Annotated in this window: 17 protein-coding genes; 5 read left to right on the top strand and 12 right to left on the bottom strand. The window is 64.6% G+C overall.

Annotation, left to right across the window (positions count from 1 at the left end):
• Nucleotides 1-42 precede the first annotated feature (42 nt).
• The 4 genes from FOY51_RS03580 to FOY51_RS03565 are packed head-to-tail and all read left to right on the top strand — an operon-like array spanning nt 43 to nt 3081.
• Nucleotides 43-960, top strand: a complete 918-nt coding sequence (locus FOY51_RS03580) for a TIGR04222 domain-containing membrane protein (protein WP_187776158.1) — start codon at nt 43-45, stop codon at nt 958-960.
• Nucleotides 957-1787, top strand: coding sequence for an MbnB/TglH/ChrH family RiPP precursor modification enzyme (locus tag FOY51_RS03575; RefSeq protein WP_149428779.1), 831 nt, complete (start codon nt 957-959; stop codon nt 1785-1787). The genes FOY51_RS03580 and FOY51_RS03575 overlap by 4 nt, the downstream gene beginning before the upstream one ends.
• Nucleotides 1784-2092, top strand: coding sequence for an SCO6045 C-terminal-like domain-containing protein (locus FOY51_RS03570; protein ID WP_149428778.1), 309 nt, complete (start codon nt 1784-1786; stop codon nt 2090-2092). The genes FOY51_RS03575 and FOY51_RS03570 overlap by 4 nt, the downstream gene beginning before the upstream one ends.
• A complete protein-coding gene (locus FOY51_RS03565; protein WP_149428777.1) occupies nt 2089-3081 on the top strand; it encodes a DUF1648 domain-containing protein in 993 nt (330 codons plus the stop codon). Before FOY51_RS03570 ends, FOY51_RS03565 begins: the two co-directional genes overlap by 4 nt.
• Here the strand turns inward: FOY51_RS03565 and FOY51_RS03560 are convergent.
• The 9 genes from FOY51_RS03560 to FOY51_RS03520 all read right to left on the bottom strand — a co-directional run bounded on the left by FOY51_RS03560 (nt 3038) and on the right by FOY51_RS03520 (nt 10867).
• Nucleotides 3038-3463: a hypothetical protein gene (locus FOY51_RS03560; RefSeq protein ID WP_149428776.1), complete on the bottom strand. Its 426-nt coding sequence runs from the start codon at nt 3461-3463 to the stop codon at nt 3038-3040. The genes FOY51_RS03565 and FOY51_RS03560 overlap by 44 nt on opposite strands.
• Before the next feature lie 105 nt (nt 3464-3568).
• Nucleotides 3569-4606, bottom strand: a complete 1038-nt coding sequence (locus tag FOY51_RS03555; RefSeq protein ID WP_149428775.1) for an aminotransferase class I/II-fold pyridoxal phosphate-dependent enzyme — start codon at nt 4604-4606, stop codon at nt 3569-3571.
• A gap of 8 nt (nt 4607-4614) precedes the next feature.
• A complete protein-coding gene (locus FOY51_RS03550) occupies nt 4615-5649 on the bottom strand; it encodes a 3-oxoacyl-ACP synthase III family protein (RefSeq protein WP_149428774.1) in 1035 nt (344 codons plus the stop codon).
• 2 nt (nt 5650-5651) lie between these two features.
• Nucleotides 5652-6308, bottom strand: a complete 657-nt coding sequence (locus tag FOY51_RS03545; protein ID WP_149428773.1) for an SRPBCC family protein — start codon at nt 6306-6308, stop codon at nt 5652-5654.
• On the bottom strand, nt 6305-7999 hold the full coding sequence (locus FOY51_RS03540) for a thiamine pyrophosphate-binding protein (RefSeq protein ID WP_149428772.1): 1695 nt from the start codon (nt 7997-7999) through the stop codon (nt 6305-6307). Before FOY51_RS03540 ends, FOY51_RS03545 begins: the two co-directional genes overlap by 4 nt.
• Before the next feature lie 108 nt (nt 8000-8107).
• Entirely contained in the window at nt 8108-8842 is a 735-nt protein-coding gene (locus FOY51_RS03535) for a zf-HC2 domain-containing protein (RefSeq protein ID WP_149428771.1), read from the bottom strand.
• On the bottom strand, nt 8839-9345 hold the full coding sequence (locus FOY51_RS03530) for a sigma-70 family RNA polymerase sigma factor (RefSeq protein WP_149428770.1): 507 nt from the start codon (nt 9343-9345) through the stop codon (nt 8839-8841). Before FOY51_RS03530 ends, FOY51_RS03535 begins: the two co-directional genes overlap by 4 nt.
• Nucleotides 9346-9414: 69 nt before the next feature.
• Nucleotides 9415-10101, bottom strand: coding sequence for a YqgE/AlgH family protein (locus FOY51_RS03525; RefSeq protein ID WP_149428769.1), 687 nt, complete (start codon nt 10099-10101; stop codon nt 9415-9417).
• Between the two features lie 70 nt (nt 10102-10171).
• Nucleotides 10172-10867, bottom strand: coding sequence for a TetR/AcrR family transcriptional regulator (locus FOY51_RS03520; protein WP_149428768.1), 696 nt, complete (start codon nt 10865-10867; stop codon nt 10172-10174).
• 129 nt (nt 10868-10996) lie between these two features.
• On the opposite strand from FOY51_RS03520, the gene FOY51_RS03515 reads away from it, so the two are divergent.
• Nucleotides 10997-11929, top strand: coding sequence for an NAD-dependent epimerase/dehydratase family protein (locus FOY51_RS03515; RefSeq protein WP_149428767.1), 933 nt, complete (start codon nt 10997-10999; stop codon nt 11927-11929).
• On the opposite strand, the gene FOY51_RS03510 is transcribed toward FOY51_RS03515, so the two are convergent.
• From FOY51_RS03510 to FOY51_RS03500, 3 genes are read right to left on the bottom strand one after another with little or no spacing between them, the layout of a single operon-like run.
• Nucleotides 11926-12660: an ESX secretion-associated protein EspG gene (locus FOY51_RS03510; protein WP_149428766.1), complete on the bottom strand. Its 735-nt coding sequence runs from the start codon at nt 12658-12660 to the stop codon at nt 11926-11928. The two genes, FOY51_RS03515 and FOY51_RS03510, sit on opposite strands and share 4 nt — an antisense overlap.
• Nucleotides 12657-14036, bottom strand: a complete 1380-nt coding sequence (locus FOY51_RS03505; protein ID WP_149428765.1) for a hypothetical protein — start codon at nt 14034-14036, stop codon at nt 12657-12659. Before FOY51_RS03505 ends, FOY51_RS03510 begins: the two co-directional genes overlap by 4 nt.
• A 2-nt stretch (nt 14037-14038) precedes the next feature.
• A complete protein-coding gene (locus tag FOY51_RS03500) occupies nt 14039-14620 on the bottom strand; it encodes a DUF3558 family protein (RefSeq protein WP_187776157.1) in 582 nt (193 codons plus the stop codon).
• Between the last annotated feature and the right edge of the window lie 7 nt (nt 14621-14627).

The raw sequence follows: 14627 nt of genomic DNA, 5'->3' as shown, positions 1-14627 counted from the left end.
GACGATCCTCGCGAGATGGTCGCGGTTCGAAGGAGGTGCACGATGTCCGGATTCTCAGCCTTGGCGCACGATGTGAGCGCCTCCGACACCTGGGGCATCTCGGGCCCCCAATTTCTCCGTGGATACCTCTTCGGCGTTGTCGCCGCGATCGTGGCGAGCATCGGCCTGCGACGGTATCTGATCAGGCAGCTGGCCGTGCCCGCCCAACTCGGGGAACCCCTGACGCCCGCCGAACTCGGGATGCTCACCGACGAGCGGCGCGCCGTCATCGCTGCGCTCGCTCAACTGCATGCCGCGGGCCTGATAGCCGGCGGGTCGGTAGCTCGCCCGCTGGGACCGCAGGACCGCACATTGGATGCCTTCACCCGGTGTGTCTACGACCGCTATGCCGCAGCAGGCTCCAAGCATGTTGCCGAGCTGGTGAAGTCGTTGACCGTTCCCCTCGCGCAGTTGCGAGCACGCCTGGTCGATCGCGGCCTGCTCAACGGCGACGACGCACGCCGAGCCCGTCGGGAGGCGGCGGTTCCGATTCTGTTCGTCGGGATCGTGGGTGTCGCTCGTCTGATCGCGGGCGTCATGGGCAACAAGCCGGTCGGGTGGCTGTTCGCGCTTCTTGTCGTCGTGGGAGTTGCACTGGCACTTGTCCTTCGCACGCCGCGACGGACAAAGGCGGGTGCGGTGGAGCAGGTGCTCGCGTTGCGGAAGTACTCGTACCTGCGACCGAAGAATCGGCCGTCGATGTCTACGTACGGCGCAATGGATGCGGGCGCGTCCGTTGCGCTGTTCGGCGGGGCCTCGCTGTGGATGGTCGATCCGGGACTGGCGAACGACAGCGGGGTGAGCTCGTCCGACGGCGGTTCTTTCGGCGGAGGCGGTAGCTGCAGCAGCGGGAGCAGCTGCAGCAGTGGAAGCAGTTGTGGCGGCGGGAGTAGCTGCGGTGGCGGCGGATGTGGCGGATGAGCGCGCCACTCGTCCCCGGCGTCGGCATCGGCTGGCGGCCGGAGATTGCCGGGTTCATCGCTGCGCTGCGCGGGGTGCAGTTCTGCGAAGTGATCGCGGAATCGCTGCCGATCGCGCGGGGTCGGGCAATCGTGCCCGACGAGCTCGCGCAGCTGTCCACCACTGTTGTGCCGCATGGCATCTCGCTGTCGTTGGGCGGAGCCGAGCCGGTAGAGCAGGCCCGCATCGACAGGCTTGCCGCCTGTGCCGTGGCACTCGATGCTCCGCTGGTGAGTGAGCACATCGCGTTCGTGCGCGCCGACGGTATCGAGGCGGGTCACCTGCTGCCGGTACCACGTACCCGCGAAGCGCTCGACGTCCTGAGCGAGAATATTCGTCGAACCCAAGATGGCCTACCGGTTCCGTTCGCCGTGGAAAACATTGCGGCGCTCTTCGATTGGCCTGATGCCGAGTACACCGAGGCACAGTTCCTCACCGAACTGACCGACCGTACCGGTGTGCTTCTATTGTTGGATATCGCAAACGTCTACGCGAACGCGCGCAACCACGGTGTCGACCCGGTCGCCGAGCTGAATCGGTTGCCGCTCGAGCGGGTGGCGTACTGCCACGTGGCGGGCGGTCGGGAGATCGACGGCCGCTACCACGACACCCATACCGATCCGGTGCCGGAGGAGGTGCTCGACATGGTGCGCTCCCTCACATCGCCTAAGCCACTGCTGCTCGAGGTCGACGGCAACTACCCGCCTGCCGCGCAGCTGCTCGATCAGCTCGACGCCATCGCCGACGCGGCGTCACTTCCGCGCATCACCGATCGGATGCTGCCGTGACGCTCGCCGAGCAACAGGCCGCCGTGGTCCGCGCGTTGGTCGCGGGCGGCGAACCACCATCCGGATTCGACATCGCCGCGCTGTCGGCAACGTCGGAGGCGCTGTTGCGCAAGCGGGCGGGTGAAGTGGCACAACATGATCCGATGCTTCGTCACTGGTGCGGCGACAACTACCGCAGCCTGTTCCTGGCTTGGGCAACGGACCGACCCAAGGTGTCGACGCACGCCGATGCCGCAGCATTTCGTGCCCATCTGACCGAGACCGGCGTGCTCGTACGTCGCCGGTGGTGGCAACGCACCCGATGAAGCAGCGCACGTTCGATCCCGTCGGCGTCCTGTTCGGAATCGGACTTCCGGTGGTGGCGGCGGTCGTCGGCGTGCTCGTCACACACCTCTGGCGACACCGGCTGCCCGACCGACTCGCCACCCATTGGAGTGGTGCAGCGCCCAACGGTTTCTCCGACCCGACGACATCGGCGTGGACGTTTGCCCTGATCACGCTGCTGGTGGCCGGTGGCTGCTGCGCCGTCGCGGCGTTGGCACAGCCGCTGTTGATCATGCGGCGAGCGATGCTGCTGATCGGCCTGACCGTGCTGGGTCTGCTCGTCACCCTGCAACTCACGATCCTGATCGTCCAGTTGGACATCACGGACAGCTCCGATGTTCGGCTGCCTACGTGGGCGATCGGGGTGGGCGCGCTCGGCGGATTCTGCGTCGGCGTCATCGGTGCGGCTCTGCTCCGAGATCACCGCCGCAAACCCGCCGCGCCCGAGCCACCCGCGCCCGATCTGCCGCGCGGTCAGCGCACCGCCGTGCTCGACACCGTGGGATTCACGCGCACCGGCACGGCGACATTCGCCGTCGTTGCGCTGGGAGTTGCAGCGCTCGGCTGGTGGTTCGTCGGATCGTTCTGGCCGGTGGTCGCCGTCGTACCTGTTCTGGTGGTGGTCGTCGGGGTGATGCGATATCGGATCGTGGTCGACGGCGACGGCATCCGAGTACGCAATCTAGGAATGACGAGCATCGACGTGGGCATCGACGAGATCGAGGGTGCCCGCGTGACAGAGGTAAGTCCGTTCAAGGACTTCGGCGGATGGGGGCTGCGCGCGAAAGGACGCGGCCGCTACGGCATCGTCACCCGCACCGGCCCCGCGATCGAGGTGAGGACCGCAGGCGCACTCACTCTGACGATCACCACAGATCACGCCCAGGAGATGGCGGGAGCGCTCAACTCCTGGGCGGACGGAAGAATCAGAAAGGCGCCTGAATCCCGAATCCCGCGAGACCCGAGCTGAACAGGGTGAGGATGTCGTTGACCGGGTTGCTCGGCGCGTACGCAGAGACGGTCAGGCTGCGACCCGCGGTCCCGCAGTCGACGAACAGTTGGGTGCGGCCTCCGGGCAAGCTGCCGGTGTTCGTGCCGGACGCCGTCAGCGGAGACAGGCGCTCAGGCTGACCGTCGGAGGTGATGTGGGCAGTGCACGGCGACTTCGGATCGTGCGAATCCCAGGTCACCGTGTACGCGCCGTTGCCGACCGATGCGATGGAAATCGAGGGAGCCTGGGCTGCCGACACCGAGCCTGTGCCTGCCGCGATACCGATCGCGACCATCGGTGCGATCGCAGCCGTTGCAACCGCAGCCCGGACGGCTCCCTTTGCCAAGTGGCCGTTACCCATGTGTGTGACTCCATTCGTGAAAGCAAGCTGATGCATCCATCATCCAACTCTTACCTTGCCGCCGTCGTGAGTGTTTCGCTACCTGTACTTCTCAGGCTGTACTTGTCAGGCGGAGGCGAGCGCACGCAATACTGCCCGACTCGCTGCAGGATCGCCTACCGCGATCCGTGCACTGCCGTCGGGATAGGACTTGACGACGATACCTGCCTGCTCCAACGCACCCGCAATCCCGTGACCACTCAGATACAAGAAGTTGGCGTGACTACGCGGAACTCGAATGCCGCGCTGCTGCAGGGCATTACGCAGATGCTCGCGCTCGGCGGTGATTCGCGCGACCCGCAGATGCAGCTCGTGTTCGGCGGCATACGACGCGGTCACCGCCGCCACCGCCGTCGAGTTCACGCCGAACGGCAACTGCCAGCGTCTAATCCGGCTCGTCAAGGTCGGTGCGCCGAACGCATAGCCGATGCGCAAACCGGCCAGTCCGAATGCTTTGGAAAAGGTCCGCAGGATCAGCAGGTTCGGATGCTTACGGATCATGCCGAGCGTGTCGAGCGTGTCCTGCGTCCGGACGAACTCCACGTAGGCCTCGTCCAGAATCACCACGACGTCCTCCGGTATCGCGCGCAGAAACGCCTCGAACTCGGCTGCGCCGATCAATGTGCCCGTCGGATTGTGCGGTCTGCAGACCACGACCACGCCGGTGCGATCGTCGACCGCGGCGGCCATCGCTGAGAGGTTCTGGCGACCCGCCGAATCGAGCGGTACGGCCACCGCGTCCACCCCGACGATCGACGCCATGATGGGGTAGCCGTCGAACGTCGGCGCCGCAAAAACCATCCGCGACCGTTCGCCGCGCGATTCCTCCGTCCCGCGAAACACCGACGCGCCGAACACCGCCTGCAAGGTCTGCATCGCGACACCGGTGGCGCCCGAACCGACGATGATCTGGTCGGGGTGCGCGCCGATGCGACGCGCGATGACGCGCGGCAACCTGTCCGGCAGGAATTCCGGGTAGCGGTTGGCGTTCGCCATCACGTCGTTGAGCGCGGCAAGCACCGAGGGCAGCGGCGGGAACGGGTTCTCGCTCAATCCCAGCTCGAACTGCGGTGTCCGATCGAAGTACCCTCTGGGAACTGTCATTTCAGCGGTCATGCGACCGGCTCCGCACCCCACCGAACTGCCGCGGCGGCCGCAAAGTCGCCGGCGTGGGCGAATGCCGACATCAGGACCAGTGACCCGTTCTTGATCCGGCCCGCGCGGTTCTCGGCATCCAGTGTCACGGGAATGCCTGCGGCGAAGAGGTTTCCGCACTCGTCGAAGGTGTCCGGATGGTTCTCCTCGGTCAACTCCAGCGCGTCCCGCCAATTTCGGAGGAACAGCCTGTTGGGCTGATTGGTGACGAACGTGTTCACCTCTTTGGATGGCACCCCGATCCGATCGCACACGGCTAGAGCAACTTCCGGGACCAGCCGGTTACCGCGTGCGAACACCTTGGTGATCTTCGATTCGGTGAAGCTGATGCACGCCTGACCGATGCCTTCTTCCCAGTATCGCCGATCGGAGTTGGTCGTGAAGCTCATGTCACCCGCGAATTCCGGATACGTACGCGCTTCGACACCCAAGATCGGTGCGGCATCCGACTTGACCAATAACCCGACCCCGCAGCCGTCACCGGGAACCGGTGCCTGCGCGAGTTTGCGAATCTCCGACTGCGTGAAGATCTGGCCCGCGCAATTCTGCGTGGCGACGATCAATGCCGTTGTCGCCGAAGTGCTTTGCAGGATGGTCTGCGCCAGCTCCATCATGTGGACGAATGCCGCGCAGCCGCCGTTGTGAACGTCGAGCACCCAGTCGGGATGCAGGCCCAGCCTGCGGGCGAGCTCAGGCCCGCTGCCCAACGCCGGGTTGTCGGGCAGCTGGGTGTGGGTGATGAGTACGTCGACTCCTGCGATCATGTCCGCACCGTGGCGCTCGATCAGCGGTGCGACCGCTTTCTCCGCCATGTCCACCGCGGTCTCCCCGGGCGCTACGTGGTGACGGAACTTCGGCGAACGGAACATCACGTTCTTCGCCATCCGGTCCGAGCGCGAGAACTGCGTGAAGTATTCGGTGGGAACACGGTTTTCGGGCAGGTAGCTGGAGACGTCGAGCAGGCTGACGGTGGGTCGGTCGAGTGTCGTCATGGTCAGTTCATCCAATCCGGCTTGATGGGCAGACCGTGCGACGCGCGGTACTCGCAGATGGCCTTGAGGTTGTTCATCTCCAGTTGGTGCCCGGCCGAGAACATGTCCCAGAAGTCGCCGACCCACACCGGACGGTTGGCGGGAGCTGTTTCGGGGTAGGGATTTTCGTCGTAGAACGGATGGTGGACGTTGTTCCACAACACCACCGAGCCCGGCTTGTTCAGCACCACCTGAGCGTCGACGACGCGCATCAGGTAGATCATCCACAGATGCTCACCCTGGTCCCACGCGCAGTGGTAGTCGACCGTCATCGCATCGGCGTTGAACACGGTCTTGGCGAAACATTTGGTCTGATCGCCGAGGCGATCGAAGGACTGCCAGAGTTCCGGCGTCTCGGTCGGAGTGAATCCGCGCAGGCTGTAGGTCCATTCCTCGAGCGAGCGGGTGTCCGCGAGGTAGTCGAACACGTCGCGCGGCGGTGCGGCGATGTAGGCCTGGACCGGGCAGTACGGGCCGAACACCTGATCATGCGGGTACACCGACCGCAGCATGTCCATGATCACCGGCGTCGTGGCTTCACGATCGGAATTCTCGATGCGCAGAACGCCGGGAATCACGTCTTCGGCGATGTCACTGAGAGCGGGCAGGGCAGTCGTCATGATTTCTCCTCGGTTGTGGGGCTGGTGGTCGGCTGTGTGTTCAAAAAGGGCGCGAACGGTGGTATCTCGTCGGGATCGCAGTCGACGGCGATGAAGCTCGGACCGCTCGTCGCCGCGATTTCCTGCAGCGCCGTCGCCAACTCGTCCTGGCTGCGCGCGGCGAAGGCAGGCAGTGTCGGGAACATCGCCGCAATGCCTTCGCCGAGCATCGACGGCCGGAATCGGTTGAAGCTGTATCGATCCTGATAGAAGATATGTTCACGGGTTACGCACATGGCATGCGCGTTGTTGTTGAAGACGACGAAGGTGACCGGTACGTCGTGTTCGATCGCGGTATGAATCTCCATGCCGTGCATGAAGAATGCGCCGTCTCCGGCTATGACGAAGGTGCGTCGGTCCCGCGCGATCGCGGATCCGATTCCCGCACCGAACGCGTAGCCCATTCCGCCCATGCCGAGCGCGACGACGAAGCGGCTGTCCGGGGTGGCCCGGAGGTGGTGCACGACAGATGCGCCGGTGTTGCCCGCGTCGGCGAACACGTCGGTGCCGTCGGGCAAATGTGCGGCGATGGTGTCGACCGCATCGCGGTAGCGCAGCCCCGGCCCTGTCGCATCGGGCACACGAAGAGTCGTCAATCGAGCGACGTCGTCTCGAGGCGCCTCGAGCTCGGCGAGCGAGAACGTGTCGGCAAGGCGAGCAAGGTCGCCGGCGAGGTCGGTGCTGTGCGTGTGCGTGGTCGAGGTGAACGGCTGCTCGGCGCCGATGCTGATCACCGTGGTGTTCGCCAGCGCAGCATCGAGTCCGGCGCGCGCGGTGATCGGTAGCCGCGTTCCCACCAAGACGCAGAGCGCGGAATTGGTTACGGCATCGACCAACTCGGCATGACCCATGGTTCCGGCGACACCGCAGAAACCGTCGTTGTAGGGATAGACGTCCTTGGCGTCGGGTGCAACGCCGATCTCGGCGTCCAAGGCCAGAATCAGTCGTCGTAGCTGGTCGCGTGCGTCGTTGCGAGCGACCTGGTCGCCCGCGACGATCACGATCTTTCCGGTGCGGCGTGCACCGGTGATTGCGGCGATTGCGCTATCGAGGTCCGCCGGGCTCGGCACTCGGACCTGCGGCGCGAATGCGACAGCATCGACGGTGGCCTGCTGAATGTCCTTGGGCAGCAACAGCACAGCCGGTCCGCCGCGCATTGCCGCGGCGACCGCCTTGTCCAAGTGCTCGGCGATGTCCTCCGGCCGCTCGACGCGCGCGCAGTATCGCGAGATCTCCGCGAACAACCGCTGCGCGTCGATCGAGCCCGCCAGCCCACTGGTGTCCTGGAATCCGCCGGTGCCCTCGTGTGCGGTGGGCGGCTGCCCGATCAGTGCGAGCACCGGCACCCGAGAGGTGTATGCCTCGGCCAGTCCTGATACGAGATTCATCGCGCCACCGCCGGAGGTCGCGGCAACGACACCCAACCCGCTGGTGGTCCGCGAGTAACCGTCGGCCATGGTCGCGGCCGAGAATTCGTGTTTCGCCACGATGCCGGTCATGGCTATATCGGCGGCGGCGGTGTTCATACAGAAGATGGCGTCGTACAGATCCTCGATGTTCGCGCCATCGACGCCGAAGATGTGGCGAACTCCCAGTGTCGCAACGGCATCGACGATGTAGTCGACAACCCGAGACTGTGAATTCCTGCTCATCCGATGCACCTCCCGCGACTCGTTATGTGCGCTGCCCGTGTTCGGGGCTCTGCACTGGATACGAATCGCGGGGGCGATCGGTTCAGTTGTCGAAGATAAATACTCTGACTAGACGGTTCCGAGCAGAATGACCTGCTCTGTTGCGCTGGAACGGATATCGACACTTCGGACATTGCCTGGCGCAGTCGAGATGGTTGCCGATGGCGTCACCACGTCGCCCGGCTTGGCCGTCCAGGTGGCTAGTTGCGACTCCACACCACTGGCGTCGGTCACATACATCTCGTACTTGCCTGTGTATGCGGCGGCACCGGCGTCGTATCGGCATTCCAAGTCGACGCGGGTGCCACCGTCGGCGCTCGGGGTCAAGGTGAAGTCGGCGGACAGGGGGCTGGCGATCAGGTTGGTCATCGTCCGGGCGGCGAACGGCTGCGCCGACACGGTGGGGGCGGTTCCGCCGCCCGAGTCGTGTCCGATGCGCGCAACCGGCACCGCGATGGCCACTGCTGCGGCTGCCGCGGCGATACCGACCCCCGCGGTGATCCATCGGCTGCGTCGTCGCGTTCGCTCGGCCTTCGCAACCAACCGTGGCAGCATCCCGTCCGGCGGTGGGGGCGGCAATGCGACGACGTCGTCATCGATCATCGACAGCGCGGTTTCCCGCGGCACCAGGGCGAGTAGGCCGGGAACACCCGCCAACTCGTTGACGGCATTGCTGCAGTTGTCGCACTCGGCCAGATGCGCCTGGTAGATCCGTCGATCGGCCGGCGACAGCGCACCGAGGACGTAGCCGGCATCCCAGGTGGTGAACGGATCGTCGGTGTTGTGCGGATCGTTGGTGGTCATTTGGTCACCCCCATTTCCTGCAGAGCGAGGCGCAGGGCGCGCATTCCGTAATGCATGCGCGATTTCACGGTGCCTTCCGGTATCTCGAGTTCGTCGGCGATCTGATGCGTCGACAGCCCGCGATAGTAGGAATGCACGATCACTTCGCGATGATCGTTGCTGAGCGTCGCCAAGGCGTCGGCGATCAACCACGAATCGAGTGCCCGATCCGTCTGATCCGGGGTTTGCACCTCGGGCGGGGCATCGGTGCCGAATTCGCGTCGGCTGCGAGCGCTACGGTGCTCGTCGAAGGCAAGATTGCGGGCAACCGTGAACAGCCAGGCCCGAGCCGACGTCGTCGACTGGTCCAGCACGTTCGGACGTTGCCACGCCCGCAACAATGTTTCCTGCACGATGTCTTCAGCCCGCCCCGGATCTCCGATCAGGCCAACGGTGTAGCGCCATAGAACGGACGCGTGCTGGTCGTAGAGCACACGCAACAGCTCTGCCTGATCGTCGGGCATCTCTCACCTCCCGATGAACAAACGGTACAGCGCACCAAAAGGTTCAGCGAGAGTTGAAGCCGGTCGTGATCAGTTGCGTTCGACGTCGATCGGGTGGGTGGCGAGCATTGCCAGCGGCAGTGGTTGACGACGAAGGACCTGCGCCCACAGATCGACCTTGGGTGGCGTGACGAGATCCGACGCCAGACCGGACAGGACGATCCAGTCGTCTCGATCCAACTCACCTTCGAGTTGGCCGAAGGTCCATCCCGAGTACCCGGCGAAGATACGCACGCCCTCCACCAGCGGCCCGATCTGCTCCGGATCCGAATCGAGGTCCACCATCGCGATGCGGCCGTCGACGCGGCGCAACCCCGGCACGTCGTCGACGTCCACACCGACGCGCAGCGTCGCCAGACACAGCGCGGCGTCGCGCTTCACTGGACCGCCGACGAACAGCGCTTTTGGTCGTGCCGCCAGATCGGACCATTTGGGCAGAACATTGTGAACAGCGGTGTCGCTCGGGCGATTGAGGACGACGCCAAGGCTGCCGGAATCGTTGTGTTCGATGACGTAGACCACGGTCCGGCGAAAGGACGGTTCGACCAATTCGGTCGACGAAACCAACAGGCTGCCGGGCCGCACCAGCTCGTGGACGAGCGGTTCGTCTACATACGACTTGTCGAAATACGCGTCACCGGAGTCGTCACGCGACAAGCCGCCGTCGCTACGTTCACCCCATGCCATGCGATCTTCGGGATCTTCTGCCTGTGCCACTCAACCATCATGGCACCGACCCGGTAGCCGTGTCCGCCAACAGCGCGTGTCGCCTGCGCGCCTGCTGATTTCAGCCCAACCCGACGGTCTCGACCAGGACATTCAGGTTGTGCTCGTACAAGGCTGCTGGATCGGAAAACGTATCCGGACCGTACTGGCCGAACACCTCGAAGTTCACGGCGCCGAACATCGCCGCCCAGGCTAGGACTCCGCGGGCGATCAGGTCGTCGGGTGTGGTCAGCCCGTAGAACTCGCGAATAGTGTCGAAGTTTGCCGATAGCGACGGCGGCACGGTGGATATGTCCGTGAGCTTGATGGCATCGGCGTCGGCGGCGCGTTGGTAGAGGCTCATCAACGCAACGATCACCCGAGTGCCGGGCCCGGTCGTCTGCTCGGCGGGAGCGCTGTACCCAGGAACCGGGCTGCCGAAGAGAAGTGCGTACCGCGCGGGTTCGGCGATCGCCCACTTACGTACGGCGCGGCCGATCGCGCGGAATTGTTCGGCGAAGTCCTTGGCGTCAGCGGTGCCGACAGCGTGGTCGACACGGTCACCCAACTCGTTGTAGCCGTCGACGACCAGCAACGTGAGAAGTTCGTCGCGACTCTTGACGTAGCGATACACCGCCGACGACACCACGCCGAGGTCGCGGGCGACCGCGCGCAACGACATCGCCGCGGCGCCGTGTACCGCCAGGTGTTCGCGGCCGATCCGAAGGATGTCCTCCATCGTCTGGGCGCGGGCTCGTTCGCGTGGGGTGCCTGTCATGTGCTTCAGCCTGCTTGCTGATGGGAGCAGTGTCAACAAAAGAGAGCGCTGCTCTTGACATTGCAGCTAGCAGGGCGCAATGTTGGTCTCGAACCGAGAGCACTGCTCACGTATATTCGAGGAGACATCATGTCGGAACTTCACGTAGTCACAGGAGCGGGACCGGTCGGCTGGACCGTTGCGCAACAGCTCGCCGAGCAGGGTCACAGCGTTCGCGTTCTCACCAGGTCCGGTAGCGGACCGGAGCACCCGCTGATCGAGCGACGCAGGGTGGATGTCTCGAAGCCCGATCAGCTCGACGACGCTTTCGACGGCGCCGTCGCCGTGTTCCATTGCATTCACGGATCGGCGTATTCGGCGAAGACCTGGCGGGCCGAGCTGCCTGCAGCCGAGAAGGTGGTGCTCGACGCAGCAGGTCGAGCGGGAGCGGTGGTGGTCTTCCCCGAAAGCTTGTATTCGTACGGCGAGGTCGATCAGCCGATGACCGAGGACATGCCGCGCAACGCAACCGTCGGAAAGCTCGGTGTGCGAGCGGAGTTGCTGCGCGCACGGGAGGCGTCGTCGACGCCGACGGTCAGCGTGATCGCGTCGGACTTCTTCGGTCCGCAGGTGCTGACCGCCCATGCGGGGGAGCGGATGGTGCCGACGATTCTGGACGGCAAGACCATGCGGGTGATCGCGAGCTTGGATCAGCCGCACTCGTTCACCTACATTCCCGACTACGCCGCAGCCATGATCGCGGCCGCACACGATCGCTCTGTGTGGAACACCGTGTTGCATGCGCCCACCGCGCCTGCGGTGACGCAACGCCAGCTCATCGAGACTTTCGCGGCGGCCGGCGGAGTTGCGGCACCGAAGATGTCTGCGATCCCGGTGTGGGTGCTGCGGGCGGCCGGCGTCGCGTCGTCGGAGGCGAAGGAACTTGCCGAGACGGCATACATGTTCGCCAAGCCATTCGTCATCGACTCGAGCCGAAGCGAGCAGAAGTTGGGGCTGGCTCCCACGCCATTGGCGGACGCCGCGAAGACGACGGTCGAGTGGTGGCAGGCGCGCAGAGGTTAGCCGCGCCGATGGCGAGCGCGCTCGCGCATTCCCGACAGCCTCGCGAGCTCCGTGACGAGGTAGTCGTCGGAACAGGGGACTACCTCGATTTCGCTGCTCTGCCGAATCAGGTATCGACCGTCGCCTGCGATGTCCATCCAGCTGATGTATTCGATCGGGCTCGGGGTGCCGGCATTCGCGTGCCGCGTCACCACCACTCGGCCGGTGCAGTCACGGGGGGATTTCAGCAGGCGGCGAATCTGCATTCCGGCCGACTTGTTCGCGGCAGCCGACGCCATCACCGGTGCCTGCGAATCGCGAACACGGTCGAAGGTTTCGGTCATCGGGGCCAGGCGCCCCTTCGGTCGGCTGGTGAGAGCGTCGACCATGCGGGAGGGTACCTCGTCGGCGGGGCCGAGCACGATGGTGACCGCTCCAGTCGGGCCTGGGCACTGCCGAACGACGACGCCCATCGAACCGATGCTGCCGCCGAGCATCCGAATGTCTTGCGGCGGAATACCTTCCTCACCGGTGATGGTGATGCGGGTTTCCGCAATCGCCATGATGCGCAGTGCCACAGAGAGATCGGAGTCGTGGCCGTGCCGGAGCCGACCGGCGATCTCCTGTTTGGCGACTTCGAAATCCGACAACAGCCGGTAGGCCGACATCAGTCGCAGCGGGTGCGGATATCGGTCCAGGTCGGTCTCGGCCCAGACGTGCATGAACTCGTCGGGCGTGAAGGTCCATCTCATTCCGGCTCGTATGCTCCGAGGACGGGCGGTGCTGCGGGCGGCATCTTCCCGATGAGTTCGTTGCCGTTGTCGACGTTGACGAGGTAGCTCGGAATCTTGTGTTCGTCGTCGTCTTCGCCCTTGCCCTTGCGTCCGCCAGGATGCATGCCACCGGCACCGGGGGCTCCGGGGCGTCCGGCAGCAACGCCCCCCGCGCCTGGCTTGCCCTCGGGACCTGTTGCGCTGCCGGGTAATCCGCTCGGCGTGAGGCTGCCTTTCGCACCTGCGCCCGAGAGGCCTCCACTGCCCAGGCCGCCGGTGCCGCGGCCGAGTCCGCCTGCACCACCACCCGTGAGCCCGGAAAGTCCGCCGGAGCCATAGGGATTCGCGCCACCGGTGGAGCTTGGGTTGCGGCCTGCATCGGCGTTCTGATTCGTGCCGGGCGCGTTGGCAGCTTGGTTGCCTGATTGACCGTCAGCCGCGTTTGCGGCATGGGTCGAGTCACCTTGGCTGCCGGATTGATCGCCTGCTTGATCGCCTTGTTGGTTGCTCTGTTGGTTGCCTTGTTGGTTGCCGGCTTGGCTGTCGGCGGCGGGGTTTGTGTTGCCCGCTTGCTGGTCGCCGGACTGCTGATCGTGCGCCTGGGTGCCCGTCGGCCCGAGGCCGGTGGTGCCGGATCCGCCCTGGCCGCTCGCGCTGCCACCAGTGCCGCTGCCGCCGACTCCACCGCCGCCATCCGCGGAGGGAATGCCCTGGGGCGCAGTAAAACGCGGGACGTTGTCGCCTGCGTTCTGGTAGGTCGGTTGGTAGTGCGTCGTCATGATGCGAACGGCTTCACGATGCGCAGCCTCTTCCGCGGCTTTCTGCGCTTCTGCCGCAGCGACATTGGGTAGACCAGCGATGACTTGCAGCGGATTCGAAATTGGTGGAGGTGGGACGGAAGTCTTGACGATTTGTGCGGCTTGACCGACCTCCATCAGCCGGTCGGTGATTGCGTAGACGCTCCCCTGGAACGTGTCGCACGAGCTGGCGAAGGTGGCCACCGAACGCGTAGCAGCATCGGCTGCCACACCTTCCCACTTGCCAGCCATCGCAGTCTCGATGCCTTGCTTGAATCGGGCGTTGGCAAAGGTGATCGCCGTTCCGATGTTGCCCCACTTGCCGACGGCCTCGTTGATGGTGCCCGGCATCATTTCCTGTGCGCCCTTGTACATCTCAGCATGTGAGAGGCCTTCGAAGTTCTCCATGCTCGTCACGTACTGCGGGTCGACATCGCGACCCAACGCGGCCTCGCGCGCGCCGCGTTCGCTCTCTTGCCGTGCAATCGACTGCGACCACTGCTCTGTATTTGCAGCAGCTTTGGCGCCGGGAGCAAGGATATCTATCGGATCGCTCATGGCTACTTTCCCTTGCCGATAGTTGGCTCAACAGCTTTGGCGATATCGACGATGCCGTCGCAGCGGTCTAGTTTCTGGTAAAGGCCTTCGACGGTCAGAAGGGTCGAGATCCTCGCGATCCCCTGATCCGTCCTCATATTCAGTGCGCACGACTCGGGAACTTCCTCGGGTTCGCGCACAATCATTGCTTCACGACCATTGACGGTCAGGTTTTCGATCATTCCCGCGTACCGCGTTCGCTCCTGCTCCATCGTGATGTTGCCCGAAGAAATGGTCACCCGTCGCACCGTCGATTTGAACTTGCAATCGAAAATCGTGTACTCAGCGAGAAAGTCATCACGTTCCCTGCTCGCAGGGTCCAATCCGAGTGCCTTGATTGTTTCATCGTTCACATACGTGCACGGGTCGTACACGACGTCGGGCCGGCCACCCTGATTGCGCTGCTTCGGTGGCTGGTACTGCCTGGCTGTCAGCGTGGCCGGGGCGGCAACCGTCGATGCCGACTCGGGCGATGTATGCGGCTGCTGCGAACTCGTTTCATTCGAGCCACACCCGGTCAAGGCGCCACCAGCAACCAACGCCACGACTAAC

Origin of the sequence: Antrihabitans cavernicola (genome assembly GCF_008297975.1) — a bacterium.
Classification (GTDB): Bacteria; Actinomycetota; Actinomycetes; order Mycobacteriales; family Mycobacteriaceae; genus Antrihabitans; species Antrihabitans cavernicola.
Note: the sequence above shows the minus strand (reverse complement) of the source record. Positions and strands in the feature narration are given on the sequence as shown.